General features: G+C 72.8%; 24 protein-coding genes. 18 read left to right on the forward strand and 6 right to left on the reverse strand.

Annotated elements, in window-relative coordinates; all coding sequences use genetic code 11:
* Positions 1-90 precede the first annotated feature (90 nt).
* The 7 genes from ACFVST_RS00090 to ACFVST_RS00120 all read left to right on the forward strand — a co-directional run bounded on the left by ACFVST_RS00090 (position 91) and on the right by ACFVST_RS00120 (position 7,346).
* On the forward strand, positions 91-1,623 hold the full coding sequence (locus ACFVST_RS00090; RefSeq protein WP_390145191.1) for an ATP-dependent DNA ligase: 1,533 nt from the start codon (positions 91-93) through the stop codon (positions 1,621-1,623).
* Positions 1,620-2,096 carry an NUDIX domain-containing protein gene (locus ACFVST_RS00095; RefSeq protein WP_390145193.1) on the forward strand — a complete coding sequence of 159 codons (477 nt, stop codon included), beginning with the start codon at positions 1,620-1,622 and terminating at the stop codon, positions 2,094-2,096. The genes ACFVST_RS00090 and ACFVST_RS00095 overlap by 4 nt, the downstream gene beginning before the upstream one ends.
* Positions 2,097-2,306: 210 nt before the next feature.
* Complete coding sequence (locus tag ACFVST_RS00100; RefSeq protein WP_390145195.1) at positions 2,307-3,698, forward strand: NADP-dependent succinic semialdehyde dehydrogenase; 1,392 nt, start codon at positions 2,307-2,309, stop codon at positions 3,696-3,698.
* Positions 3,699-3,968: 270 nt separating this feature from the next.
* Positions 3,969-4,208 carry a DUF6213 family protein gene (locus ACFVST_RS00105; protein WP_390145197.1) on the forward strand — a complete coding sequence of 80 codons (240 nt, stop codon included), beginning with the start codon at positions 3,969-3,971 and terminating at the stop codon, positions 4,206-4,208.
* A 192-nt stretch (positions 4,209-4,400) separates the two neighbouring features.
* A complete protein-coding gene (locus ACFVST_RS00110; RefSeq protein WP_390145199.1) occupies positions 4,401-5,486 on the forward strand; it encodes a type III polyketide synthase in 1,086 nt (361 codons plus the stop codon).
* Complete coding sequence (locus ACFVST_RS00115; protein ID WP_390145201.1) at positions 5,483-6,736, forward strand: cytochrome P450; 1,254 nt, start codon at positions 5,483-5,485, stop codon at positions 6,734-6,736. The genes ACFVST_RS00110 and ACFVST_RS00115 overlap by 4 nt, the downstream gene beginning before the upstream one ends.
* Before the next feature lie 49 nt (positions 6,737-6,785).
* Entirely contained in the window at positions 6,786-7,346 is a 561-nt protein-coding gene (locus ACFVST_RS00120; protein WP_390145203.1) for a cupin domain-containing protein, read from the forward strand.
* Positions 7,347-7,370: 24 nt separating this feature from the next.
* Here the strand turns inward: ACFVST_RS00120 and ACFVST_RS00125 are convergent, their stop codons facing one another.
* Entirely contained in the window at positions 7,371-8,588 is a 1,218-nt protein-coding gene (locus ACFVST_RS00125) for an acyl-CoA dehydrogenase family protein (protein WP_390145205.1), read from the reverse strand.
* Positions 8,589-8,763: 175 nt separating this feature from the next.
* Here ACFVST_RS00125 and ACFVST_RS00130 point away from each other — a divergent pair, with 175 nt between their 5' ends.
* The gene (locus ACFVST_RS00130; RefSeq protein WP_390145207.1) at positions 8,764-9,408 is read left to right on the forward strand and encodes a TetR family transcriptional regulator; all 645 of its coding nucleotides are present in this window, start codon (positions 8,764-8,766) and stop codon (positions 9,406-9,408) included.
* Positions 9,409-9,426: 18 nt separating this feature from the next.
* Here ACFVST_RS00130 and def read toward each other — a convergent pair whose 3' ends face one another.
* Positions 9,427-9,978 carry a peptide deformylase gene (def, locus tag ACFVST_RS00135; RefSeq protein ID WP_390145209.1) on the reverse strand — a complete coding sequence of 184 codons (552 nt, stop codon included), beginning with the start codon at positions 9,976-9,978 and terminating at the stop codon, positions 9,427-9,429.
* Positions 9,979-10,154: 176 nt separating this feature from the next.
* Between def and ACFVST_RS00140 the strand changes: the two genes are divergently transcribed.
* From ACFVST_RS00140 to ACFVST_RS00160, 5 genes are all read left to right on the forward strand, one after another.
* Positions 10,155-11,393, forward strand: a complete 1,239-nt coding sequence (locus ACFVST_RS00140) for a MurT ligase domain-containing protein (RefSeq protein WP_390145211.1) — start codon at positions 10,155-10,157, stop codon at positions 11,391-11,393.
* Between the two features lie 30 nt (positions 11,394-11,423).
* Positions 11,424-12,152 carry a type 1 glutamine amidotransferase gene (locus tag ACFVST_RS00145; RefSeq protein ID WP_390145212.1) on the forward strand — a complete coding sequence of 243 codons (729 nt, stop codon included), beginning with the start codon at positions 11,424-11,426 and terminating at the stop codon, positions 12,150-12,152.
* Positions 12,153-12,295: 143 nt separating this feature from the next.
* Positions 12,296-13,321, forward strand: coding sequence for a 6-phosphofructokinase (locus tag ACFVST_RS00150; protein ID WP_390145214.1), 1,026 nt, complete (start codon positions 12,296-12,298; stop codon positions 13,319-13,321).
* A 116-nt stretch (positions 13,322-13,437) separates the two neighbouring features.
* Positions 13,438-14,388, forward strand: a complete 951-nt coding sequence (locus tag ACFVST_RS00155; protein WP_390145216.1) for a cytochrome c oxidase assembly protein — start codon at positions 13,438-13,440, stop codon at positions 14,386-14,388.
* 133 nt (positions 14,389-14,521) lie between these two features.
* A complete protein-coding gene (locus ACFVST_RS00160) occupies positions 14,522-14,680 on the forward strand; it encodes a hypothetical protein (protein ID WP_390145218.1) in 159 nt (52 codons plus the stop codon).
* A 7-nt stretch (positions 14,681-14,687) separates the two neighbouring features.
* Here the strand turns inward: ACFVST_RS00160 and ACFVST_RS00165 are convergent, their stop codons facing one another.
* Both ACFVST_RS00165 and ACFVST_RS00170 read right to left on the reverse strand, forming a co-directional pair.
* On the reverse strand, positions 14,688-15,989 hold the full coding sequence (locus ACFVST_RS00165; protein ID WP_390145220.1) for a hypothetical protein: 1,302 nt from the start codon (positions 15,987-15,989) through the stop codon (positions 14,688-14,690).
* Between the two features lie 87 nt (positions 15,990-16,076).
* Entirely contained in the window at positions 16,077-16,889 is an 813-nt protein-coding gene (locus tag ACFVST_RS00170; protein WP_390145222.1) for a response regulator, read from the reverse strand.
* Between the two features lie 300 nt (positions 16,890-17,189).
* Here ACFVST_RS00170 and ACFVST_RS00175 point away from each other — a divergent pair, with 300 nt between their 5' ends.
* Positions 17,190-17,507, forward strand: coding sequence for a DUF3040 domain-containing protein (locus tag ACFVST_RS00175; RefSeq protein WP_390145224.1), 318 nt, complete (start codon positions 17,190-17,192; stop codon positions 17,505-17,507).
* Between the two features lie 95 nt (positions 17,508-17,602).
* Here the strand turns inward: ACFVST_RS00175 and ACFVST_RS00180 are convergent, their stop codons facing one another.
* The gene (locus ACFVST_RS00180; RefSeq protein WP_390145226.1) at positions 17,603-18,046 is read right to left on the reverse strand and encodes a hypothetical protein; all 444 of its coding nucleotides are present in this window, start codon (positions 18,044-18,046) and stop codon (positions 17,603-17,605) included.
* A 194-nt stretch (positions 18,047-18,240) separates the two neighbouring features.
* On the opposite strand from ACFVST_RS00180, the gene ACFVST_RS00185 reads away from it, so the two are divergent.
* From ACFVST_RS00185 to ACFVST_RS00195, 3 genes are all read left to right on the forward strand, one after another.
* Entirely contained in the window at positions 18,241-18,822 is a 582-nt protein-coding gene (locus tag ACFVST_RS00185; RefSeq protein WP_390145228.1) for a GNAT family N-acetyltransferase, read from the forward strand.
* 137 nt (positions 18,823-18,959) lie between these two features.
* Positions 18,960-19,718, forward strand: a complete 759-nt coding sequence (locus tag ACFVST_RS00190; RefSeq protein WP_390145230.1) for a TNT domain-containing protein — start codon at positions 18,960-18,962, stop codon at positions 19,716-19,718.
* Positions 19,719-19,725: 7 nt separating this feature from the next.
* Positions 19,726-19,959 (forward strand): hypothetical protein, encoded by a 234-nt coding sequence (locus ACFVST_RS00195; RefSeq protein WP_390145232.1) that lies wholly within the window; start codon positions 19,726-19,728, stop codon positions 19,957-19,959.
* 39 nt (positions 19,960-19,998) lie between these two features.
* On the opposite strand, the gene pgm is transcribed toward ACFVST_RS00195, so the two are convergent.
* Complete coding sequence (gene pgm / locus ACFVST_RS00200; protein WP_390145234.1) at positions 19,999-21,639, reverse strand: phosphoglucomutase (alpha-D-glucose-1,6-bisphosphate-dependent); 1,641 nt, start codon at positions 21,637-21,639, stop codon at positions 19,999-20,001.
* 336 nt (positions 21,640-21,975) lie between these two features.
* Between pgm and ACFVST_RS00205 the strand changes: the two genes are divergently transcribed.
* Positions 21,976-22,716 carry an HAD family hydrolase gene (locus tag ACFVST_RS00205; RefSeq protein WP_390145235.1) on the forward strand — a complete coding sequence of 247 codons (741 nt, stop codon included), beginning with the start codon at positions 21,976-21,978 and terminating at the stop codon, positions 22,714-22,716.
* Positions 22,717-22,777: the final 61 nt, after the last annotated feature.

Genomic DNA, 22,777 nt, shown 5'->3' on the forward strand with positions numbered 1-22,777 from the left:
TCCGAAGTCGACCCGGCGCCCCGTCGAGATCGTCCGTGGCCGCGCCCCGCCGCCCAGGCGGCCGGGCGTGGGCAGGTGCACCATGGCTGCATGTTGTTTGTGCGGCTTGCGCGAGTGTCCCGGGAGGTTGCCGCCGCCTCGGCGCGGTCCCGGAAGACGGCGCTGCTGGCGGAGTTGTTCGCGCAGGCCGAGCCCGCCGATGTGCCGCTGGTGATCGCCTATCTCTCGGGGCGGCTGCGGCAGGGGCGGCTCGGTGTCGGCTGGAGTTCGCTGCGTGATATTCCGCCGCCGGCGGCCAAGGCCACGTTGACGGTGTCGGGGGTGGATGCGGCGCTGAGCGCGCTGGGTGCGGTCGGCGGACCGGGTTCGCAGGCCGAACGGCGGCGTCTGCTGGGCGAGTTGACGGGTGCGGCCACCGCTGAGGAGCAGCGTTTTCTGCGCGGGCTGCTGACCGGGGAGGTCCGGCAGGGTGCGTTGGACGCGCTGGCGGTGGAGGCGCTGGCGCAGGCGGCGGGCGCATCGGCGGCGGAGGTGCGCCGGGCGGTGATGCTGACCGGTGCGGTGGCGCCGGTGGGCCGGGCGCTGCTGGCCGAGGGGCCGGGCGTACTGGCGTCGTTCCGTCTGACCGTGGGCCGGCCGGTGCAGCCGATGCTGGCGCAGAGTGCGGGCTCGGTGGGCGAGGCGCTGGATCGGCTGGGCCCGTGTGCGGTGGAGGAGAAGCTCGACGGGATCCGGATCCAGGTGCACCGCGACGCGGACGGGGTGCGGGTGTGGACGCGGACGCTGGACGACATCACCGAGCGGCTGCCCGAAGTGGCCGCCGCCGTAAGGGAGATGGGGGCGCGGCGGCTGGTGCTGGACGGGGAGGTGCTGGCGCTCGGGGAGGACGGGCGGCCGCGGCCGTTCCAGGAGACGGCGGGCCGGGTGGGGTCGCGGCTGGATGTGACGGGGGCGGCGGCCGGGCTGCCGGTCTCCCCGGTCTTCTTCGATGTACTGGCGGTGGACGGCGAGGAGTTGCTGGGACTGCCTGCGCGTCTGCGGCAGGAGCGGCTGGCGGCGCTGGTGCCGGAGGCGTTGCGGGTGCGGCGGCTGGTGGTGGATCCGGCGCTGCCGGAGGCGCGGGCGGCGGCGGAGTCGTTCTGGACCGAGGCCCTGGCGCGCGGGCAGGAGGGTGTGGTGGTGAAGGACCTGGACGCGCCCTACCAGGCGGGTCGGCGCGGGGCGGCCTGGCTGAAGGTGAAGCCGGTGCACACCCTGGATCTGGTGGTGCTGGCCGCCGAGTGGGGGCATGGGCGGCGTACCGGCAAGCTGTCCAATCTGCATCTGGGGGCGCGCCGTGCGGAGGGCGGCTTCGCCATGCTGGGCAAGACGTTCAAGGGGCTCACCGATCGGATGCTGGAGTGGCAGACCGGGCGGCTCGGGGAGCTGGCGGTGTCGGACGACGGTCATATGGTCACCGTGCGGCCCGAGTTGGTGGTGGAGATCGCCTATGACGGCTTGCAGCGGTCGACCCGTTATCCGGCGGGGGTGACGCTGCGCTTCGCCCGGGTGGTGCGCTACCGGGAGGACAAGTCGGCCAGTGAGGCGGACACGGTGGACGATGTGCTGGCGGCGCACCGGTGAGCGGGCGGCGCAGCGCGGGCCTGCTGGTGTACCGGTGGCGGGGCGGTGCGGTGGAGGTGCTGCTCGGGCATATGGGCGGCCCGTTCTGGGCGCGCCGGAACGCGGGTGCCTGGACTCTGCCCAAGGGCGAGTACCAGCCGCCGGAGGAGGCCTGGGACGCGGCTCGGCGGGAGTTCACCGAGGAGTTGGGGCTGCCGGTGCCGCGGGGGGAGGCGCTGCCGCTGGGTGAGGTGCGGCAGTCGGGCGGGAAGCGGGTGGTCGCCTGGGCGGTGGCGGGTGAGGTGGATCCGGCGGCGGTGGTGCCGGGCACGTTCACGCTGGAGTGGCCGCCGCGTTCGGGCCGGACGGTCGAGTTTCCGGAGTTGGACCGGGTGGCGTGGTTCGGGCCGCAGCGGGCACGCGAGGTGATGGTGGCGGCCCAGCGGGTCTTCCTGGACCGGCTCCTGGAACGGCTGGACGGGGCGGCGCCGTAGCGGGTGCCTCGGGGCCGCGTTCCGGCATGGCCGCCCGGCGCCTGGGTACCCGGACTGACCCTGGACCGCCCGACCGGATCCCGGCCGCCCGACCCCACCACGCCCGACCCGGCCACCGCCGTCCAGCGGCATCGGGCCGTACTGCGGTGGCGGTATCCGGGCCGCGGCGCGAAGGTCGGAACCATCCGCGTCACAGGAGGTGTCACAGCCATGCCCATCGCAACGGTCGACCCGTCCACCGGTGAGACGTTGAAGACGTACGAGGCGCTGGGGAGTGAGGAGATCGAGCGGCGGCTGGCCACGGCCGACGCGACCTTCGCCGCCTATCGCACCACCTCCGTCGGAGACCGGGCGATCCTGCTGGAGCGGGCCGCGGATCTGCTGGAGTCGGACCAGGACGAGATCGCCGGGCTGATGACCCGGGAGATGGGCAAGCCCGTCACCCAGGCCCGTGCGGAGGCGGCGAAGTGTGTGAAGGCGATGCGCTGGTACGCCGGGCGCGCCGAGTCGCTGCTGGCGGACGAGCACCCGGCGGCGACCGATGTGGAGGACTCCGGCGGGCGCGCTGCACGGGTGGTGTACCGGCCGCTGGGTGTCGTACTGGCGGTGATGCCGTGGAACTTCCCGCTGTGGCAGGTGGTGCGGTTCGCGGCGCCGGCTCTGATGGCGGGCAATGTGGGGCTGCTGAAGCACGCTTCGAATGTGCCGCAGACCGCGCTCTATCTGGAGGATCTCTTCCGCCGGGCCGGTTTCCCGGAGGGCTGCTTCCAGACGCTGCTGGTGGGGTCGGGCGCGGTGGAGGGTGTGCTGCGGGACCGGCGGGTGGCCGCGGCGACGCTCACCGGCAGTGAACCGGCCGGGCGTGCGGTGGCCTCGGTCGCCGGTGACGAGATCAAGAAGACGGTGCTGGAGCTGGGCGGCAGCGACCCGTTCCTGGTGCTGCCCTCGGCGGATGTGCCCCGGGCCGCGGAGACCGCGGTCACCGCGCGAGTGCAGAACAACGGCCAGTCCTGCATCGCCGCCAAGCGGTTCATCGTCCACCGCGATGTGTACGAGGAGTTCGGGAAGCTCTTCACCGCGGGGATGCGGGCGCTGCGGGTGGGCGATCCGCGGGACGAGGCGACGCATGTGGGGCCCCTGTCCAGTGAGCGCGGCCGGTCCGATCTGGAGGAGTTGGTGGACGACGCGGTGCAGCAGGGCGCGGAGGTGCTGTGCGGCGGGCGCCGTCCCGAGGAGCTGGAGCGGGGCTGGTACTACGAGCCGACGGTCCTGGCGGGGGTGACCTCGCAGATGCGTATCCACCGGGAGGAGGCGTTCGGACCGGTGGCCACGCTGTACCGGGTGGCGGACCTGGACGAGGCGGTGCTGCTCGCCAACGACACACAGTTCGGGCTGAGTTCCAATGTGTGGACCCGCGACGAGGGGGATGTCACGCGCTGTGTACGCGATCTCCAGGCGGGCGGTGTGTATGTGAACGGGATGACGGCCTCGCACCCGGCGTTCCCCTTCGGCGGGGTGAAGCGCTCCGGTTATGGGCGGGAGTTGTCGGGGCACGGCATCCATGAGTTCTGCAACATCACGACCGTCTGGCACGGGGCGTGAGACGACGGCGGCCGGGGGCCCTCCCGGGCGCCCGGTGACACAGCTCACCTCGGGTGGGGACGGGACGGGGGAACGGCGGATGTTGATTCAATATTCACCTATATGTGGGTGCGGGAGGCCACTGCCGCGTCCACCCGTGGCCGCCCCGGCCGTGATCCCCCTCCGGCCGGGGCCTTCCTCACCTCTCCCCCCGTGCGGCGGCGCCTTCCGCAGATGGGCGGCGGTTAGCATCCGCAGGTTCGCCGCCAGCGCCCGTCCCCCGGAGGTCCAGTGGGCCGAGAGATGACACCGCCCCCGATCGTCGACAGCAACGGCAAGCTGCGGATGGCGGCCGACGATGTGAGCACCCTGCTCCGCGCGGTCGGCGGGCACTGGCTGCGGCTGGTGCACTCGGGCCGCAGCGACCTGGACGAGGACACCGTGGCCGCGCTCACCATCGAACTCGCCAAGCTGGCCGACCGGATCGACGTCGCCTGCATCGCCCACCGCAGCACCACCACCGGCGACTGACCCGCCCGCCCGTCACCCCTGCGGGCCGACTCGCTTCCCCCGTATCCCCGCCCCGAGCGGGGATTTCGCCGCGGCGCCGGGCCGTCCGCGATCCCGCAGACGGAGCAGTCCGGCGCGAGATCCGGACCGGCCCGCGCAATCGTGGAGAGCGTCATCCTTCACCGCCGGGGGGCGAGACAGGGGCTCAGGTTCATGGCGACTTTGTGCAGGCCCACGGTGTCCGTGCCGGAACACGTCATCACCATGGAGGAGACGCTCCGACTGGCGCGCCGCCTCCACTCCGACCACCCGCAACTCCCGCTGGCCCTACGGCTGATCGAGAACACCGGGGTCCGCACCCGGCACATCGTGCAGCCCATCGAGGAGACCCTGAAGCACCCCGGCTTCGAGGAGCGCAACCGCCTCTACCAGTCCGAGGCCAAGGCGCGGGTACCGGCCGTGGTGCGCAGCGCCCTGGACGACGCCGGGCTCCGCGCCGGCGACATCGACGTGATCATCTATGTGTCGTGCACCGGCTTCATGATGCCGTCGCTGACCGCCTGGCTGATCAACGCCATGGACTTCCCCAGCCACACCCGGCAGATACCCATAGCCCAGCTCGGCTGCGCCGCGGGCGGCGCCGCCGTCAACCGGGCGCATGACTTCTGCACGGCCTACCCGCAGGCCAACGCCCTCATCGTGGCCTGCGAGTTCTGCTCGCTCTGCTACCAGCCGACCGACCTCGGCATCGGTTCGCTGCTCTCCAACGGCCTGTTCGGCGACGGCATCGCGGCCGCCGTGGTCCGCGGCACCGGCGGTACCGGCATCGAACTGGTCCGCAACGGCTCCTACCTCATCCCCCAGACCGAGGACTGGATCGCCTACGACGTCCGCGCCACCGGCTTCCACTTCCTGCTGGACAAGCGGGTGCCGACCACCATGGAGCCCCTCGCCCCGGCCCTGACCCAACTCGCCGGGAACCACGGCTGGGACGCCTCCGACCTCGACTTCTACATCATCCACGCGGGCGGCCCGCGCATCCTGGACGACCTCAGCACCTTCCTGCGGGTCCCCCCGGAGGCGTTCCGCTTCAGCCGCGCCACGCTCACCGAGTACGGCAACATCGCCAGCGCCGTCGTCCTGGACGCGCTGCGCCGGCTCTTCGACGAGGGCGGGGCCGAGCACGGTGCGCGCGGGATGCTGGCCGGCTTCGGCCCGGGCATCACCGCGGAGATGTCCCTGGGCCGCTGGACCGCCGACGACCGAGCCGCCGAACCCCCCGTGGGAGCCGCCGTATGACCGCCGAGGAGACCACCACCACCGCCGAGCACGCCGGGGACGCGGGCGCGGGCGTGCCGTTCCTGCCGCCGGTGCGGTTCTGGCCGGCGCTCGATCTGACCGCCGTGGACTTCGACCCGATGCTGGCCGAGCTGATGCGGGAGGGCCCGGTCACCCGCATCCAGCTCCCCAACGGCGAGGGCTGGGCCTGGCTGGTGACCCGCTACGACGATGTGCGCACCGTCACCAACGACCCGCGCTTCAGCCGGGAGGCCGTGCTCGGGCGCCAAGTCACCAGGCTGGCACCGCACTTCATCCCCGCCGCGGGTGCCGTGGGCTTCGCCGACCCGCCGGACCACACCCGGCTGCGGCGCGCGGTGGCGCCCGCGTTCACCTCCCGGGGCGTGGAACGGCTGCGGGCGCGGGCCCAGGAGATGCTGGACGAACTGGTCGACGCCATGGTCGCGGACGGCCCGCCGCAGGACCTCACCGAGCGGGTCCTCGGCCCGTTCCCGATCGCCGTGGTGTGCGAGGTGATGGGCGTGCCCGAGGAGGACCGGACCACGCTGCACACCTGGACGCAGTTGATCCTCTCGTCCACTCACGGCGCCGACGTCAGCGAGCGCGCCCGGGATGAAATGTCCGCGTACTTCGCCGAGTTGATCGGTGCGCGCCGCGGCAGTACGGACGAGGACGTGTGCTCGCTGCTGGGCGCGGCGCTGGGGCGCGGGGAGCTGACCGAGCAGGAGGCGGTGGGGCTCGCGGTGCTGATCCAGATCGGCGGCGAGGCCGTCACCAACAACAGCGGCCAGATGTTCTATCTGCTGCTGACCCGGCCGGCACTGCTGGAACGGCTGCGCGCGGAGCCGGAGGTGCGGCCGGCCGCGGTGGACGAGCTGCTGCGCTACATCCCGCACCGCTCGGCCGTCGGCCTCTCCCGGATCGCACTGGAGGACGTGGCGGTGCGGGGGGTGCGGATCAACGCGGGTGACGCGGTGTACGTCTCGTATCTGGCGGCCAACCGGGATCCGGAGGTGTTCCCCGACCCGGACCGTATCGACTTCGACCGCAGCCCCAACCCGCATGTGTCGTTCGGTTTCGGGCCGCACTACTGCCCGGGCGGGATGCTGGCCCGGCTGGAGTCGGAGCTGCTGGTGGGCACGCTGCTGGACCGGCTGCCCGGGCTGCGGCTCGGGGTGCCGGCCGAGGATGTGCCGTGGCGGAAGGGCGCGCTGATCCGGGGGCCCGAGGCCCTGCCGGTCACCTGGTGAGGCCCGCCGTGCGCACCCCGTACCCGTGCCGATGCCGTCAGGGAGAGCGATGACCGCGCTGACTCCGCCCGAGGGCCTGCTGGTGCCGCCGGGCCACGGCCGGGCCATCCGGACCGCGGCCCAGCAGGTCACCTTCAAGGTGACCGGTTCCCACTCGCGCAGCGCCTCCAGCTTCGAGGTGCTGGTGCCGCCCGGTTTCGATGTGGGCGCCCATGTGCACAGCCGCAGCGAGGAGTTGTTCTACGTCCTCGAAGGGGAGCTGGACATGCTCGCGTTCGAGCCGGTGGTGCGGACCGCGGACCGCTGGCAGCGCTGGGAGTCCAGCAGCGGGAACCGGGTGGTGCGGGCCACCCCCGGCACCGTGATCGTGGTGCCGCCCGGCTGCCCGCACGCTTTCGCCAACCCGACCGGCGAGCCCGCCAAGATGTTCTTCCAGGCCTCCCCGCCCCCCGACCACGAGCGGTACTTCGAGGAACTGCTGGCCATCCTCGACCGGGGCGGGCCGCCCGACCACGCTGCCATCGAGGAACTGCGGGCCCGCTACGACATCGAGCAGCTCACCCCGCTGCGGCACGGACCGGCCGAGAACGTCACCCCGGCCGGCCCGTGACCGGCGTACGCACCACCGCCCGGGTCAGCGGATCGGCATCCCGGAGAGGGCGCGGGCGATGACCAGGCGCTGGATCTCGCTGGTGCCTTCGAAGATGGTGTAGATCGCGGAGTCCCGGTGCATCCGCTCCACCGGGTACTCGCGGGTGTAGCCGTTGCCGCCGAGGATCTGGACGGCCTGGGCGGTGACCTTCTTGGCGGTCTCGCTGGCGAAGAGTTTCGACTGGGAGCCCTCGGCGGCGGTGAACTTCCGCCCGTTGACGGCCATCCAGGAGGCCCGCCACACCAGCAGCCGGGCCGCGTCGATCCCGGTGCGCATATCGGCGAGCTGGAAGGCGACGCCCTGGTTGTCGATGATGGGGCGGCCGAACTGCTCGCGGGTCCTGGCGTAGTCGAGGGCCACCTCGTAGGCGGCGCGGGCGGTGCCCACGGCCATGGCGCCGACGGCGGGCCGGGACGCCTCGAAGGTCGCCATCGCCGCGTTCCTGCCGCCCGACGCGGCGCGCTCGCGGGCCCGGGCGAGCCGCTCGTCCAGCTTCTCCTTGCCGCCGAGCAGGCAGCGGCCGGGGACGCGCGCGTCCTCCAGGACGACCTCGGCTGTGTGCGAGGCGCGGATGCCGTGCTTCTGGAACTTCTGCCCCTGGGACAGGCCCGGCGTCCCCGGCGGGACGATGAAGGAGGCGTGACCCTTGGACCCCAGTTCCGGTTCGACCTGGGCGACGACGACATGGACGTTGGCGATGCCGCCGTTGGTGACCCAGGTCTTGGTGCCGTTGAGCACCCACTCGTCCCTGGCCTCGTCGTAGACGGCGCGGGTGCGCAGGGAGGCCACGTCGGAGCCGGCGTCGGGTTCGGAGGAGCAGAAGGCGGCGACCTTGACATCGTCGGCGTCGCCGTACATCTGCGGGATCCAGGTGCCGATCTGCTCGTCGGTGCCGTTGGTGAGGACGCCGACGGCGGCGAGGCCGGTGCCGACGATGGACAGGCCGATCCCGCCGTCGCCCCAGAAGAGCTCCTCCATGACCATCGGGATGCCGAGGCCGGTGGGGTCGAAGTACTGCTGGGCGTAGAAGTCCAGGGAGTAGAGGCCGATCTTGGCCGCCTCCTGGATGACCGGCCAGGGTGTCTCCTCGCGCTCGTCCCACTCGGCGGCCGCGGGCCGGATCACATCGGCGGCGAAGCCGTGGACCCAGTCCCGGATCTCCTTCTGCTCGTCGTTGAGTTCCATCGTGAACTCGGCCATGGCCCCTCCAGCGGATCCGTTCCCGGCAAGCGTTACTAACGGTAACAGGAGTCTGTTACCCGCCAGTAAGCGATGTCAACTCCCCCCGGACCGCTCCCCGCGGCGACCGGGACCACCTGCGGCAAGTGTTAGTTTGCGCAGGCGGGGCCGAATCAGCACGGGGTGGGGAGAGATCATGGAAACCACGCAGCGGACCGAGCAGCAGCGGTCTGCCGAGCGTCGGCGACGCGAACTGCTGGAAGCCGCGGACCGGGTCGTGCTCCGCGACGGCCCCGGCGCCTCCATGAACGCCATCGCCGCCGAAGCCGGCATCACCAAACCCATCCTCTACCGCCACTTCGGCGACAAGGGCGGCCTCTACGCGGCCCTCGCCAAACGGCACACCGACGCCCTGCTGGAAGCCCTGCGCGCCGCGCTGGACGCCCCGGCCGAACGCCGCGCCCGCGTCGAGGCCACCCTCGACACCTACCTCGCCGCCATCGAGGCCCGCCCGCAGGTCTACCGCTTCCTGATGCACCCCGCCGAGGCCGGACCGCAGGCCGAGGCCGGCTTCGACGTCGGACGGCACTCCGCCCCGCTGCTCCGCCGCCTCGGGGAGGAACTGGCCAAGGTCATCGAGGAGCGGGTCGATCTCGGCCCGGGCGACGAGCAGTTGGCCCGCGTCTGGGGCCACGGCATCGTCGGCATGATGCACGCCGCCGGCGACTGGTGGCTCGGTGAACGGCCCTGCTCCCGCGCCCAGTTGGTGAGCAGCCTGGCCGATCTGCTCTGGGGCCGGCTGGCCGTGGCCGACGACCGCCCGGGCGGCCCCGGCTTCTGAACCCGCCGCGGCCGCGCCTCACCCGCGGCGGCCCCGGCCCCAGGGTGCGCGCGCCGCCTGCCGCAGCACCCGGCGCCGGCGCCAGCCGGTGACGCGCTCCGGAAACACCGTCCCGTCCAGGTGGTCGCACTCGTGCTGGAGGCAGCGCGCGAAGAACCCGCTGCCCTGCACCCGGACCGGCGCCCCGTCCAGCGTGCGCCCCGCCACCACCACATGGTCGTGCCGCTCGGTCGCCGCCTCCAGCCCCGGCAGCGACAGACACCCCTCGGGCCCCCGCACCACCACCCCGCCCGTCTCCACCAGCCGGGGGTTGACCACATGGCCGCGGTGCTGCACGTCCTCGTCGTCCGGGCAGTCGTAGACGAAGAGCCGCAGGCCCTCGCCCACCTGGTTCGCCGCGAGGCCGACGCCCTGGGCCGCGTACATCGTGGCGAACATGTCCTCCACCAGCCGGTCGAGCCCCGCGGCCCCGTCCGCCACCTCGGCGCACGCCGTGTGCAGCACCGGGTCACCGAGCAGGGTCAGAGGCCGAACGCGCCCGGAGGCGCCGGGAATCGCACCGTGTCGCATGGCGGCAAGGGTACGGTTCGCGGGCCGCGACGCCGGGGCGCGAGGGCGGCGCAGCAGCGGCCGGTATCCCGTGATTCGGGCTGCTGACCGGATCTCGATAGGCTGAGGTGCCACGCGATCCCGGGCCGCTCCCGCCCGGGCAGGCGCGGCGCCGGACGCAAGGAGGACGCAGAACGATGGCAGGCAACTCGGAGCCGCTGACGCCGCGGGCCAAGCTGGCCGTGACGGCGGGCAAGGCGGCGGCGGCGGTCTCCCGCGCCGCGGGCCGCGGCAGCGGTTCGGTGATCGGCGGCCGGGTGGCCCTCAAGCTCGACCCCGAGCTCCTCGGCCGGCTCGCCCAGCACCTCGATGTGGTCCTGGTCTCCGCCACCAACGGAAAGACCACCACGACCCGGCTGATCGCGGAGGCCCTGCGCGCCGCGGGCGAGGTGGTCTCCAACGCCCTCGGCGCCAATATGCCAGCCGGCATCACCTCCGCCCTGGCGGGTGGCTCGGCCGCGAGGTTCGGGGTGATTGAGGTCGACGAGAAGTATCTCGCCGGTGTCGCCCGGGACGTCGAGCCCAAGGCGATCGCACTGCTCAACCTCTCCCGCGACCAGCTCGACCGGGCCGGCGAGACGCGGATGCTGGCCGAGCACTGGCGCGAGGGCCTCTCCGGCACCAAGGCCGTCGTCATCGCCAACGCGGACGACCCGCTGGTGGTGTGGGCCGCGTCGTCCTCACCGAACGTGGTGTGGGTGGCGGCCGGCCAGATGTGGAAGGACGACGCCTGGTCCTGCCCGTCCTGCGGCGGTGTGATGCAGCGGCCCGGCGAGGACTGGTTCTGCGGCGAGTGCGGCTTCCGCCGGCCCACCCCGAGCTGGGTGCTCAACGGCGAGCATGTACTCGACCCGCAGGGCTCGGCCTGGCCCATCCGCCTCCAGCTCCCCGGCCGCGCCAACAAGGCCAACGCCGCCACCTCCGCCGCCGTCGCCGCCGCCTTCGGTGTCCCGCCGCAGGTCGCCCTGGAGCGGATGTACCAGGTGCAGGCCGTCGCCGGGCGCTATGACGTGGTGCAGTTCCTCGGCCGCGACCTGCGGCTGCTGCTCGCCAAGAACCCGGCGGGCTGGCTGGAGACCTTCTCCCTCATCGACCAGCCCCCGGCCCCGGTGATCCTCTCCGTCAACGCCCGCGGCGCCGACGGCACCGACACCTCCTGGCTGTGGGACGTCGACTACACCCGCCTCACCGGCCACCCGATCTTCGTACTCGGAGACCGCAAGCTGGATCTGGCGGTGCGCCTCGAAGTCGCCGGCCAGACGTTCCAGGTCTGCGAGACCATCGACCAGGCGGTGCAGTCCGCGCCGCCCGGCCGGATCGAGGTCATCGCGAACTACACCGCGTTCCAGGACCTGCGCCGCCGCGTCGGCAACTGACCGCCGGCCCCCGAGAAGGACTACTTGACCATGAGCGAGAACAGCCTGCGTCTGGTGTGGATCTACCCGGACCTGCTCAGCACCTACGGCGACCAGGGCAACGCCCTGGTCGTGGAGCGCCGGGCCCGGCAGCGCCGCCTCGACGTCACCCGGATCGACGTCCGCAGCGACCAGCCGGTGCCGACCTCCGGCGACATCTATCTGATCGGCGGTGGCGAGGACCGGCCGCAGCGGCTGGCGGCCGAGCGGCTGCGCCGCGACGGTGGCCTCAGCCGGGCCGTCGCCAACGGCGCGATCGTCTTCTCCGTCTGTGCCGGATACCAGATCCTGGGCCATGAGTTCGTCAACGACCTCGGCGAGCAGGAGCCCGGCCTCGGCCTGCTGGACGTGGTCTCCACCCGCGGCGAGGGCGCCCGTTGCGTCGGCGACGTACTCGGCGACATCGACCCGCGGCTCAATCTGCCGCAGCTCACCGGCTTCGAGAACCACCAGGGCGTCACCCACCTCGGGCCGAGCGCCCGCCCCTTCGCCCAGGTCCGCCTCGGCCGGGGCAACGGCACCGGCGACGGCACCGAGGGCGCGTACAACGACACCGTGTTCGGGACGTATATGCACGGCCCGGTGCTGGCGCGGAATCCGCTGATCGCGGATCTGCTGCTGAAGCTGGCGCTCGATGTGAACGCGCTGCCGCCCACCGACGACCGCTGGTACGAGGAGTTGCGCAAGGAGCGGATCGCGGCCGCTCAGCAGCCCGCCTGACGGCCCGTCCGCACAGGTGAGCGGAGGCGTCCAGCAGGCGGACAGGCAGTTCGGCGGGGACCCCCGGCGCCGGTAGGGTGGCGGGGGTCCAGCCGGACGAGGCCGTCCGGCCGTCGGCCCACGTTGCAAAGGTATTTCGGGCTATGCGTATTGGTGTCCTCACCTCCGGCGGCGACTGCCCCGGCCTGAACGCGGTCATCCGGTCCGTGGTGCACCGCGCCGTGGTCGACCACGGCGACGACGTCATCGGATTCCAAGACGGCTGGAAAGGCCTGCTGGAGTGCGACTACCGCAAGCTTGATCTGGACGCCGTCGGCGGCATCCTGTCCCGTGGCGGCACCATCCTCGGCTCCTCCCGGGTGCAGCCCGCGCATCTGCGTGACGGGGTGGAGCGCGCCCGGGGCCATGTCGCGGACCTGGGCCTGGACGCGGTCATCCCGATCGGCGGCGAGGGCACCCTCAAGGCGGCGCGGCTGCTGTCCGACGCGGGCCTGCCCATCGTGGGCGTCCCCAAGACCATCGACAACGACATCGCCGTCACCGATGTCACCTTCGGTTTCGACACCGCGGTCGGTGTCGCCACCGAGGCGCTGGACCGGCTGAAGACCACCGCCGAGTCCCACCAGCGGGTGCTGATCGTCGAGGTGATGGGCCGGCACACCGGCTGGATCGCACTGCACTCCGGGATGGCCGCGGGCGCCCACGCCGTCGTGGTGCCGGAACGGCCTTTCGACATCGAGGAGTTGGCGGCCCGGGTCGGTGAGAGGTTCTCCGCCGGGAAGAAGTTCGCCATCGTGGTCGCCGCCGAGGGCGCCAAGCCGCGCCCCGGCACCATGGCCTTCGACGAGGGCGGCAAGGACGTCTACGGCCACGAGCGGTTCGCCGGTATCGCCCGGCAGCTCTCCGTCGAGTTGGAGCAGCGCCTCGGCAAGGAGGCCCGGCCGGTGATCCTCGGCCACGTCCAGCGCGGCGGCACCCCCACCGCCTACGACCGGGTGCTCGCCACCCGCTTCGGCTGGCACGCCGTCGAGGCCGTGCACCGCGGCGAGTTCGGGCAGATGACCGCACTGCGCGGCACCGACATCGTGATGGTCTCGCTCGCCGAGGCCGTGGAGACGCTGAAGACGGTGCCCGCGGAACGCTACGGCGAGGCCGACTGCGTGCTGTGACGGGCTGATCGCTCCCCGTCGTCCCAGATCACGCCCCCGGCGGCCGGGCCCCTCGGGGGCGGCTCTAGTCTGGTGCGGACAGACGGGCACCACCAGCACGAACCAGGAGCCGGCGGATGGATCACAGCGGGCACGGCATGATGACGGATCTGCCGCCGTTCACGCTCGGCCGGGGCCTGGAGTGGTCCACGGACCCGTTCTTCCTCGTCTCCTGCCTGGTGGGCCTCGCCCTGTACGGCTGGGGGGTGGCGCGGCTGGTGCGGCGCGGGGACCGCTGGCCGGTGGGGCGGGTGATCTCGTTCGTGGTGGGTGTGCTGACGGTGCTGCTCGTGATGTGCACCCAGCTCAACGACTACGGCATGGTCATGTTCAGCGTGCACATGGTGCAGCACATGGTGATCAGTATGCTGTCGCCGATCCTGCTGCTGCTCGGCGCGCCCATCACACTGGCGCTGCGCGCGCTGCCCGTCGCCGGACGCGGGCGCACCGGGCCGCGGGAGCTTCTGCTGAAGCTGCTGCACAGCCGCCTGGTGCGTATCGTCTCGCACCCCGCCTTCACCATCCCGCTGTTCATCGCCAGCCTCTACGCCCTCTACTTCACCCCGATCTTCGACTTCCTGATGGAGTCCCGGACGGGGCACATCGCGATGATGGTGCACTTCCTCGCGGTGGGACTGGTCTTCTTCTGGCCGATCATGGGCGTCGACCCGGGACCGCACCGGCCGGGCTATGTGATGCGGATGCTGGAGCTGTTCGCGGGGATGCCGTTCCACGCCTTCTTCGGTATCGCGCTGATGATGGCCTCCGGCCCGATGATCGGCACCTACAGCCATCCGCCCGCCTCCCTCGGTATCGACGCGCTCTCCGACCAGACCGCGGCCGGCGGTATCGCCTGGGCGTTCAGCGAGGTGCCGTCGGTGGTGGTGCTGCTGGCGCTGCTCTTCCAGTGGCACCGCTCCGAGCAGCGCCAGGCCCGCCGTATCGACCGGGCCGCGGACCGGGACGGCGACAAGGACCTGGAGGCGTACAACGCCTACCTCGCCTCACTGCACGCCCGCGGCGGCTGACCGGGAGATACCGGGACGGACCGGGAGTTCTTCCCGGAGGCGGGCTGGCGGAGCGGGACTCCGGTGGGCGACCATGGGGATCGGACCGCGGCCGCGCCCCGTGGCGCCCGGCCGCCGGGAGGAGGGTGCCGAGATGCCCGGATCCACGAAGGCCATGGGGGTCGTCACCGTCGGAGGGCTGGTCGTGGTGACCGCCTACACGGTGGCGCTGGGGAGCAACGGCTGGCTCTGGTTCGGCTGGGTGGTGCTCGGCCTGGTCACCCTGGGCATGGTCGCCACCCGCAGCGCCTGAGCCAGGCCTACCCGGCCACCGGGTAGGCGACCAGGTGCCGGACGTCCTTGTTGTCCGAGTAGTCGAACAGGCCCTGGCCCCTGATGTCGGCGAAGGGGACATGGGTGGCCGGTGCCAGCGGGGTGGCCTCGGCGTTCTCCAGCGAGACCTGTACGGGGCGGCCGCGGCCGCCGAGCGCGTCGTCCGGATCGCGGACCCCGGTGGCGGCGTAGGCGGTGCCGTCGTCGGCGACGGAGACCAGGGTGAGGGGCTGCCCGCTGCCGCCGTCGAAGCAGTGGCCCCGATGGGTCTTCAGGTCGAAGGCGACATAGCCGGAGACCAGGTACCGGCCGGAGGGCGAGGTGACCAACTCCGGGTACTGGCCCGGTTCTATGGCCGGCTTGCGGCAGTCGGTGGTGGCGAGGACCTTGCCGGTGGCGGCGTCGTGCACGGCCCAGGTCTCCATCGGCTCGGCGGCGCCCCCGCTTTTCTCGCGCCACTGCTTCGACGCGGGCTGCCGGGCCCACTTGGCGAGGACCCGGTCACCGGTGACGGAGGTGGGCACTCCGCTCTCGGCCCGGGTGCCCTTGGGCGCGTGCCCGCGGCTGTACCAGCCGCCGCGGAGCCAGAACCCGTGGTCGCCGCGGACCAGCAGCCCCTTGTTCGCCAGCCCGCGGACCTCGGTCTGCTTGCGGCAGTCGGCACAACCCCCGGGGTACTTCAGCTCCTTGGCCGAGGTACGGGTGACGGAGCCGTCGGTCGGGTCGACGACGGCGGTGTCCGCGCTGCCCCGGCCGATGAGGATGCCGGGGCCGCTGCCGGTGACGTCCGGCGCCTGCGGCCATGGCACGTCCAGATGGCGCCGGGTGCCGTGCAGCGCCTCGTACACATCGAGGGAGACGACTCGTTCGGTGTCGTTCACCGAACTGCCCTTCTGGACCGTGCCGTAGGTCCAGGTGACGAAGAACTGGCGGGCGCCGGTGGTGACGGTGAAGAGGCGGGGCGCCGAGTCGTCGCCGGTGAGGGGGGTGAAGGGCGGGGAGGTCCAGCGGGCGCGGCCGTCGTCCAGAGCGGCGGCGTGCACGGTGAAGCGGCCGTCGTCGGCGGGCGTCAGAAAGGCGAGCACCCCGGCCTCGCGGGCCAGCGTGTACTGGTCGCCGACGGGTGAGAGATCCCAGCCCCTGCCGTTGTCGTACCCGGCGGGCGCGGCGAAGCGGGAGACCGGCGAGCCCTCGCGTACGGACTGCTGGCCCTTCTTTCCTCCGCAGGTGGCCAGCACGCCCAGCATCGCCAGCACCAGTACCCCCACACCGAGTGCGGTGCGCACCACCCGGCGGCGCACCGAGGTACCCGGCCGCCACCGCCTCTCAGACTTCCTGAACACCCTGCCGCCCCAAAGCCGTTCCGCCCCTGCCGGTCACGGCAGCCGGCCGTGCGTCCACCGGGCGACGGCCGCGCCACGGTCGGTGCACTCCAGCTTCGTGAAGATCCGGTTGATGTGGTTCTTGACCGTCTTGCGCGTGACGAGGCAGGCGGCGGCGATCTCCCGATTGGTCATCCCGGTGGCGACCAGGTCCATGATCTGCTGCTCCCTCCCCGTCAGCCCGAAGCCGGCTTCCCCCGCACGAAGCATCGCAGACGGCCCGGGGCACTGCCGAGGGAACCCGTCGCTTCGGTACGCAGCCGGGACATTCGGGGCGGCGGCGACCGGTTCGGGCCAGGCCGTGCCGAGCCCGTCGGGTAACGGACGCACCGGCGTGGCTGCGGCCCGCTGCCGCACCTCATCGACCAGGACCCGCACCGAGGACAGCGAGAGGACCGGCCACCCCTGGGTGATGTCCCGTACGGCGGCGGCGAGTTGACCGGCGCCGAACTCGCCGTGCACCAGATATCCGCTCGCGCCGAGGCCGAGCGCCCGCCGTACCTCCTCCACGGCATCGCTGTGGCCGAGCATCAGGACGGGCGCGAGCCGGAGCAGTGGCCGCAGCACGCCGAGGGTGTCGGCGCCCGGCATCCGGACGTCGAGGAGTACCGCGTCGGGGCGGTGCCGCCGGGCGGCGGCCAGTGCCTGCCGGCCGTCGGAGGCCTCGGCGGCGACCAGCACATCGGGACGGCCGGCGAGCAGCGAGCGCAGACCCGCCCGTACCACCGGGTCGTCGTCCGCGACCAGGACGCGCAGAGGCCGGGGCTGCGCGGTGGCTTCGGTGTGGTGGGTGGTGGCGTCCGGCACGGGTGGCGTCCTTACGTGAGCGCGGGAGGGGTGGACCGCGGTGCCATGGACGGATTCAACAAGGCGTACGGGGGCGGCGCCAGCGGGTGCGCGCTCTTGATCCGGCCCGGGTGCGCCCGTTTCGGTCGGACGTTCCCGCAGGTCGGAGGGGATCGGGCGGGGAGCGGGGTCCGGCTTGTGCCCGTAGTGCGGCGGACGGTGTCCGGGGCGGGGGTCTGCGGCCGGGGTGGGGTCGTTAGGCGGCGGGCCGGTGGGGCACCCGTGCGGCGCAGCCGACATGAGCGGTGGGAGGTAAGGACCATGGCGGCCGGCCGGCTCCCCGAGCGCGAGCAGCGCATCCTCGACGAGATGGAGGCCGCGCTCAGCCACGATCACCGGCTCAGCCTGCGACTGCGCGCCCTGCGCACCCGCCGGCTGGGGCAGCTGATCTGGGAGGCGTCGTACATACCGCGCGCCTTTCTGACCGCGGTCCTGGCGCTGACCGCGCTGGTGCTGCTGGTGGTGGGGCTGCGCACCGCCGACACCGGGGTGATCTGGGCGTTCTCGGTGGCCTGCCCGCTGGCGCTGCTCTGCGCGTGCAGCGTGCTGCGGCGCAGACCGCAGGGCAAGCGCCGCTGAGGCGGCGCTGACGGTCGCTGCGGGCGGGCCGCGATCCACCGTCACAGGTGGATCGCGGCCTTGCGCCGCGGTGTGCGCCGGCCGGAGCCGCCGGTTCAGCTATGGGCGGCCACGGTACGCAGGTCGGTGCTCACCCAGGCCTGGGAGGCGGTGGTGGCGGAGCCCACGGGCAGCCAGCGCAGCCGGAGTTCACGGTGACCGGTCTGGCCCACCATGCGGGTCGTGGTGTTCGCGGTGCCGCACTGCATCCCGAGGACCTGGCCGCGCGGCGTGCCCCACTCGCCCGGCCGGGGGCCGTCGTCGGCTTGGAGCACCACACAACCGCGGTGCTCCGACAGCTTGGTGACGTCGGCCGTCACCTGCCAGCGCCCCTGCCCCAGCGGGCGCGCCCGCAACGTGGCCTCGCCGGTGGGGCGTTCGTCCGCCACCACCAGGCGCACCGGGGCCGACACCGGGCCGCTGTGGGCGGCGGCCGCCGTCGCCGTGCCGCCGAGCAGACCGGGCACCAGCAGTGCCGTGGTCAACCGTCTCGCTCTCATATCCGTCACCTTCCGTTCGTCAGCCGCTGGTTGACGGCCTCTCATCGGATGAAACGGTGACCGCCGGGCCGCGGGCACGAGGTGATCGAGTGACGCGGACCCGCCGCACGGGTGACCGGAAGCGCTCCCACGAGCGGGACCCGGATGTGCCCGGACCCGTCCCAACGGGCGGTCCTGGACTGCATGATGGGCGGATGAGCGATCACGAGCGCGCGGCCGCGACGGTGGAGCAGGAGGCCCGGCGGACGGCGGTGGTGCGGCCCGCCGTCCGGGCCGACCTGCCCCGGATCGTCGAACTCGCCACCGAGCACGCGGTGTACGAGCGGGCCGCTCCCCCGGCGACCGACCTCGCGGAACGGCTGGACGCCCTGCTCTTTGACTGCGGCGCCCCGCAACTGCGGTGCCTGGTCGCGCAGTTACCGGACGGCGAGGTGGTCGGCTATGCGACGTGTATGCCCGCGCTGTCGACCTGGGAGGGCCGGGAGTATCTACTCATGGACTGCCTCTTCCTGCGCTCCGGGCACCGGGGCCGCGGGCTGGGCTCCCGGCTGATGACGGCGGTGCGGGCACGGGCCCGGGAGTTGGGCCTCACCGAGTTGCAGTGGCAGACACCCGCCTGGAACGAGGCCGCTCTCCGCTTCTACGACCGCCTCGGCGCCCGCGCCCAGGACAGACTGCGTTACTGCCTGGCGGTGACGGAGGCAGCGGAAGTGACGGACGCGGGGGATCCGCTGGACGCGGGGGACGGTTCGGGTGCGGCGGATGGTTCGGTCTGAGTCGCTCCACCTCGGTCCCATTCGGCCTGGTCCGGTCCGAGCCGATCGGATCCGATCCCCTTCAATCACCGTGAGTGCATTGTCAGTTACGCAGAGTAGGGTGTGAGGCGTCTTCATCTACTGCAAGGAGCCCCTGCGTGAACCGCCTCTCCGCTGTGCTCGCCGCTCTCGGCGTCACGGCCGCCACCATCGCCGCGTCCCCCGCGGCCGCCTCCGAGCGTCCACAGCGCCCGGCCTCGTTCGCCGCCCCCTGCACCGGTGCCCACCAGGGCGATGCCAGACTCGGCCCCGCCGTCCTGCCCGAACGGTGGGAGCGCCCGGTCGGACCGCTGCTGAGGGACTGGCAGCGCACCGGGCAGCTCACCCCGTCGCAGTTCCTGAAGAAGTACTGGGAGGGCCCGGCGGAGTCCGGCGGTTGGAAGTACCCGCCGAACGACGGCTTCGCCGAGGTCAACGGCCAAGTGGACAAGCACCCGGAGGGACTGCACGCCGGGGAGCTGCTGGACCGCTTCGGCTCTGTCTACGGCGGCTATCTCGCCCCGGCCGGGGACCCGTACTCGGCGCGTGCGCTGCCGCCGCAGAATCTCAACACCCGTGACGCGGCGGCCGTTTGCGACTACCACCTGTACCGGGTGACCAGATCGTTCGCGGCCTGGCAGGGCGGGATCGCGCCCTGGTTCGAGCAGCCCGGCGGCGGGCAGCAGATCAAGCTCGACGCGGAGTTCCTGGACCCGGGCGAGGGCGAGCGGCTCAACGTCAAGTGGCTGCTGGAGCACGGATATCTGACCGAGGTGGACACCCCGGCCGCGGGCGGGCCGCGGCCGGCGCAGGGTCCGAGAGCGGAGCCGGCTCCGGCAGTCGCGGGCGCCGCGGCCACGGCCTCCGGGCTGGGCTGAGCGGCCGGTGGACCGCGCCGCTCTGCTCACCACCCTGCGCCGGGCGGGTGTCCCCGATGGGCACTACTTCATCGAGGGCGTCCACCAACCGGCGCCCACCCCACCCGACTTCGCCTTCCTGCGCCGCTCCGCCGGGGGCGGCTGGGAGACGGGTGTGTACGAGCGGGGGCGGTACGAGGTGGTGGGGCGGCATCCCGACGAGGCGGCCGCCTGCGCCCATCTGCTGCGGCTGCTGACCTGAGCCCCGGGGTCCGGTGAGCTGCCGTCGGGCGTGGTCGGGTCAGCTTCCAAGTGCCGTGTCCACCACCGCTTTTGCCTCTTCCTGGACCCGGGCCAGATGGTCCGGGCCCTGGAAGGACTCGGCGTAGATCTTGTACACGTCCTCGGTGCCGGAGGGGCGGGCCGCGAACCACGCGTCGGCGGTGGTCACCTTGATCCCGCCGATGGGTGCGCCGTTGCCGGGTGCCTCGGTGAGGACGCCCGTCACCGGCTGCCCGGCCAGGGTGTCCGCGGTGATCTGCTCCGGGGAGAGCCGGGCCAGGACGGCCTTCTCCTCCCGGCCCGCGGGGGCGTCGATCCGGGCGTAGGCGGGCTCACCGAAACGCCGGGTGAGATCCGTGTAGTGCGCGGAGGGGGTGCGGCCGGTGACGGCGAGGATCTCCGCGGCCAGCAGGGCGAGCAGGATGCCGTCCTTGTCGGTGGTCCACACCGAGCCGTCGCGGCGCAGGAAGGAGGCGCCGGCCGACTCCTCCCCGCCGAAGCCCAGCGTGCCGTCCGACAGTCCGTCCACGAACCACTTGAATCCGACCGGTACTTCGACCAGGGGGCGGCCCAGGTCGGCGGCTACCCGGTCGATCATGCCGGAGGAGACCAGTGTCTTGCCGATCCCGGCCGACGCCGGCCACTGCTCGCGGTGGCGGTACAGATAGCCGATGGCGGCGGCCAGATAGTGGTTGGGGTTCATCAGGCCGGCGTCGGGGGTGACGATGCCATGCCGGTCGGCGTCGGCGTCGTTGCCGGTGGCGATGGCGTAGCGGTTCCGCTGTCCGATCAGGGAGGCCATCGCGGCGGGCGAGGAGCAGTCCATCCGGATCCTGCCGTCCCAGTCCAGCGTCATGAAGCGCCAGGTCGGATCGGTCAGCGGGTTGACCACGGTCAGGTCGAGCCGGTGCTGCTCGGCGATCCGGCCCCAGTAGTCCACGGAGGCGCCGCCCAGCGGATCGGCCCCGATCCGCACCCCCGCGGCCCGCACCGCGTCCAGGTCGAGCACCGAGGGCAGGTCGGCCGTGTAGCTGCCGAGGAAGTCGTACCGTCCGGTGGTGTCCGCGGCCAGGGCGCGGGCCCAGGGCGTGCGGCGTACGTCCTTCAGGCCGCCGGCGATGATCGCGTTGGCCCGGTCCTGGATCCAGCCGGTGGCGTCCGAGCCGGCCGGGCCGCCGCTCGGCGGGTTGTACTTGAAGCCGCCGTCGGACGGCGGATTGTGCGAGGGCGTGACGACGATACCGTCCGCGAGGTGGGCGGTGCGGCCCCGGTTGCTGGTGAGGACGGCGTGCGAGACGGCGGGGGTGGGGGTGTAGCGGTCGGCCTGGTCGAGGAGGACGGTCACCCCGTTGGCGGCGAGGACCTCCACGGCGGTGGTCTTCGCCGGCTCCGACAGGGCGTGGGTGTCCGCGCCGAGGAACAGCGGCCCGTCGACGCCCTGCGCCGCCCGGTACTCGCAGATGGCCTGGCTGGTGGCGGCGATGTGGTCCTCGTTGAAGGCGGTGGCGAGCGAGCTGCCGCGGTGCCCCGAGGTGCCGAACGCGACGCGCTGGCCGGGCTCTCGGGGGTCGGGGTGGAGCGCGTAGTACGCGGTCACCAGCCGTGCCACGTCGATGAGGTCCTCGGGGGTGGTGGGCTGTCCCGCTCTGGGGTGGGGCATGACCGCTCCTCGGCATCGGTTTGTCGATTCACTGTCCGCGGACCATCCTCCCCCGCCGGCACCGCCCTCACCCCGGGACCGGGCCGCCCTCCCGCCTGGGCGCCCAGGGGCGGTCCGGCCCTGTCCCCCGGCGGCGGCCTCTGAACGAGATCGCGGCCCGGTCGGCGCTCGTCTCAAGTCGAGGACGCCATACGGCAGTTGATCAGCCTGGTGACGTGGCGGAGCCTGGCGACCGGCCAAGCGGCGGACGGCGCGCTGCCCGGAGCGGAGCCTGGCGGCGGATCACGGAAAGGGGGCGGGGGTCGGCCGCTGGGGGCGCGTTGGCATCCTGGGGACATGCCGCACCCGCACATCCCCTCCGTCGTGTTCGACCTCGACGGCACCCTCGTCGACAGCGAACCCCACTACTTCGAGGCCGGGCGGCAGACCCTCGCCCGGCACGGTGCCACCCTCACCTGGGAGGAGCACCAGCGTTTCGTGGGCATCGGCACCCGCGAGACCCTCGCCCACCTCAAGGCCCGGTACGGTCTGGCGGCGCCGCTGGACGAGCTGCTGGCGGAGAAGAACCGGGACTATCTGCGGCTCGCGGCCGCCGGTACCCGGGTCTTCCCGCAGATGCGGGTCCTGGTCGAGCGGCTGCGTACGGCGGGGGTGCCGATGGCGGTGGCCTCCGGTTCCTCCCGGGCCGCGATCGAGGCGGTCCTGGAGGGCACGGGGCTCGCGCCGCTGCTGCCGGTGACCGTCTCCGCCGAGGAGGTCGCCCGGGGCAAACCCGCCCCCGATGTGTTCCTCGCCGCGGCCCACCGGCTGGGTACCGCCCCCGACCGGTGTGTGGTGGTGGAGGACGCGGCACCGGGTGTGGCCGCGGCCCATGCGGCCGGGATGCGGTGCGTCGCGGTGCCCTACGTGGGCGGGGCGGCGGGTGCCGGTCCCGGCGGCGACGATCCCGCCGGCCCAGGAACCGGTACAGATCCCGGGGCCGACGTCTTCGCCCGCGCCGAGCTGCTCTTCCCCGGCGGGCAGGACGAGTTCACCGCGGACGCGGCCTGGGCCTGGCTCACCGGAACGGCGACCTGAACCGGCGACCGCACCGGACCGAGGTCCGAGGAGCCCCCGGCCACCTCCGGCCAAACCCCAC

This window comes from Streptomyces sp. NPDC058045, from assembly GCF_042885635.1.
In the GTDB taxonomy this organism is placed as follows: domain Bacteria; phylum Actinomycetota; class Actinomycetes; order Streptomycetales; family Streptomycetaceae; genus Streptomyces.

Excerpts from the sequence above, each read along its gene's own strand:
- ACFVST_RS00175 (WP_390145224.1), top strand. The coding sequence starts at position 17,190 with ATGGCGGCCGGCCGGCTCCCCGAGCGCGAGCAGCGCATCCTCGACGAG.
- ACFVST_RS00130 (WP_390145207.1), top strand. The coding sequence starts at position 8,764 with ATGGAAACCACGCAGCGGACCGAGCAGCAGCGGTCTGCCGAGCGTCGG.
- ACFVST_RS00120 (WP_390145203.1), top strand. The coding sequence starts at position 6,786 with ATGACCGCGCTGACTCCGCCCGAGGGCCTGCTGGTGCCGCCGGGCCAC.
- def (WP_390145209.1), bottom strand. The coding sequence starts at position 9,978 with ATGCGACACGGTGCGATTCCCGGCGCCTCCGGGCGCGTTCGGCCTCTG.
- ACFVST_RS00145 (WP_390145212.1), top strand. The coding sequence starts at position 11,424 with ATGAGCGAGAACAGCCTGCGTCTGGTGTGGATCTACCCGGACCTGCTC.
- ACFVST_RS00185 (WP_390145228.1), top strand. The coding sequence starts at position 18,241 with ATGAGCGATCACGAGCGCGCGGCCGCGACGGTGGAGCAGGAGGCCCGG.
- ACFVST_RS00180 (WP_390145226.1), bottom strand. The coding sequence starts at position 18,046 with ATGAGAGCGAGACGGTTGACCACGGCACTGCTGGTGCCCGGTCTGCTC.
- ACFVST_RS00100 (WP_390145195.1), top strand. The coding sequence starts at position 2,307 with ATGCCCATCGCAACGGTCGACCCGTCCACCGGTGAGACGTTGAAGACG.
- ACFVST_RS00110 (WP_390145199.1), top strand. The coding sequence starts at position 4,401 with ATGGCGACTTTGTGCAGGCCCACGGTGTCCGTGCCGGAACACGTCATC.
- ACFVST_RS00150 (WP_390145214.1), top strand. The coding sequence starts at position 12,296 with ATGCGTATTGGTGTCCTCACCTCCGGCGGCGACTGCCCCGGCCTGAAC.
- ACFVST_RS00115 (WP_390145201.1), top strand. The coding sequence starts at position 5,483 with ATGACCGCCGAGGAGACCACCACCACCGCCGAGCACGCCGGGGACGCG.
- pgm (WP_390145234.1), bottom strand. The coding sequence starts at position 21,639 with ATGCCCCACCCCAGAGCGGGACAGCCCACCACCCCCGAGGACCTCATC.
- ACFVST_RS00090 (WP_390145191.1), top strand. The coding sequence starts at position 91 with ATGTTGTTTGTGCGGCTTGCGCGAGTGTCCCGGGAGGTTGCCGCCGCC.
- ACFVST_RS00125 (WP_390145205.1), bottom strand. The coding sequence starts at position 8,588 with ATGGCCGAGTTCACGATGGAACTCAACGACGAGCAGAAGGAGATCCGG.
- ACFVST_RS00155 (WP_390145216.1), top strand. The coding sequence starts at position 13,438 with ATGGATCACAGCGGGCACGGCATGATGACGGATCTGCCGCCGTTCACG.
- ACFVST_RS00205 (WP_390145235.1), top strand. The coding sequence starts at position 21,976 with ATGCCGCACCCGCACATCCCCTCCGTCGTGTTCGACCTCGACGGCACC.
- ACFVST_RS00140 (WP_390145211.1), top strand. The coding sequence starts at position 10,155 with ATGGCAGGCAACTCGGAGCCGCTGACGCCGCGGGCCAAGCTGGCCGTG.
- ACFVST_RS00160 (WP_390145218.1), top strand. The coding sequence starts at position 14,522 with ATGCCCGGATCCACGAAGGCCATGGGGGTCGTCACCGTCGGAGGGCTG.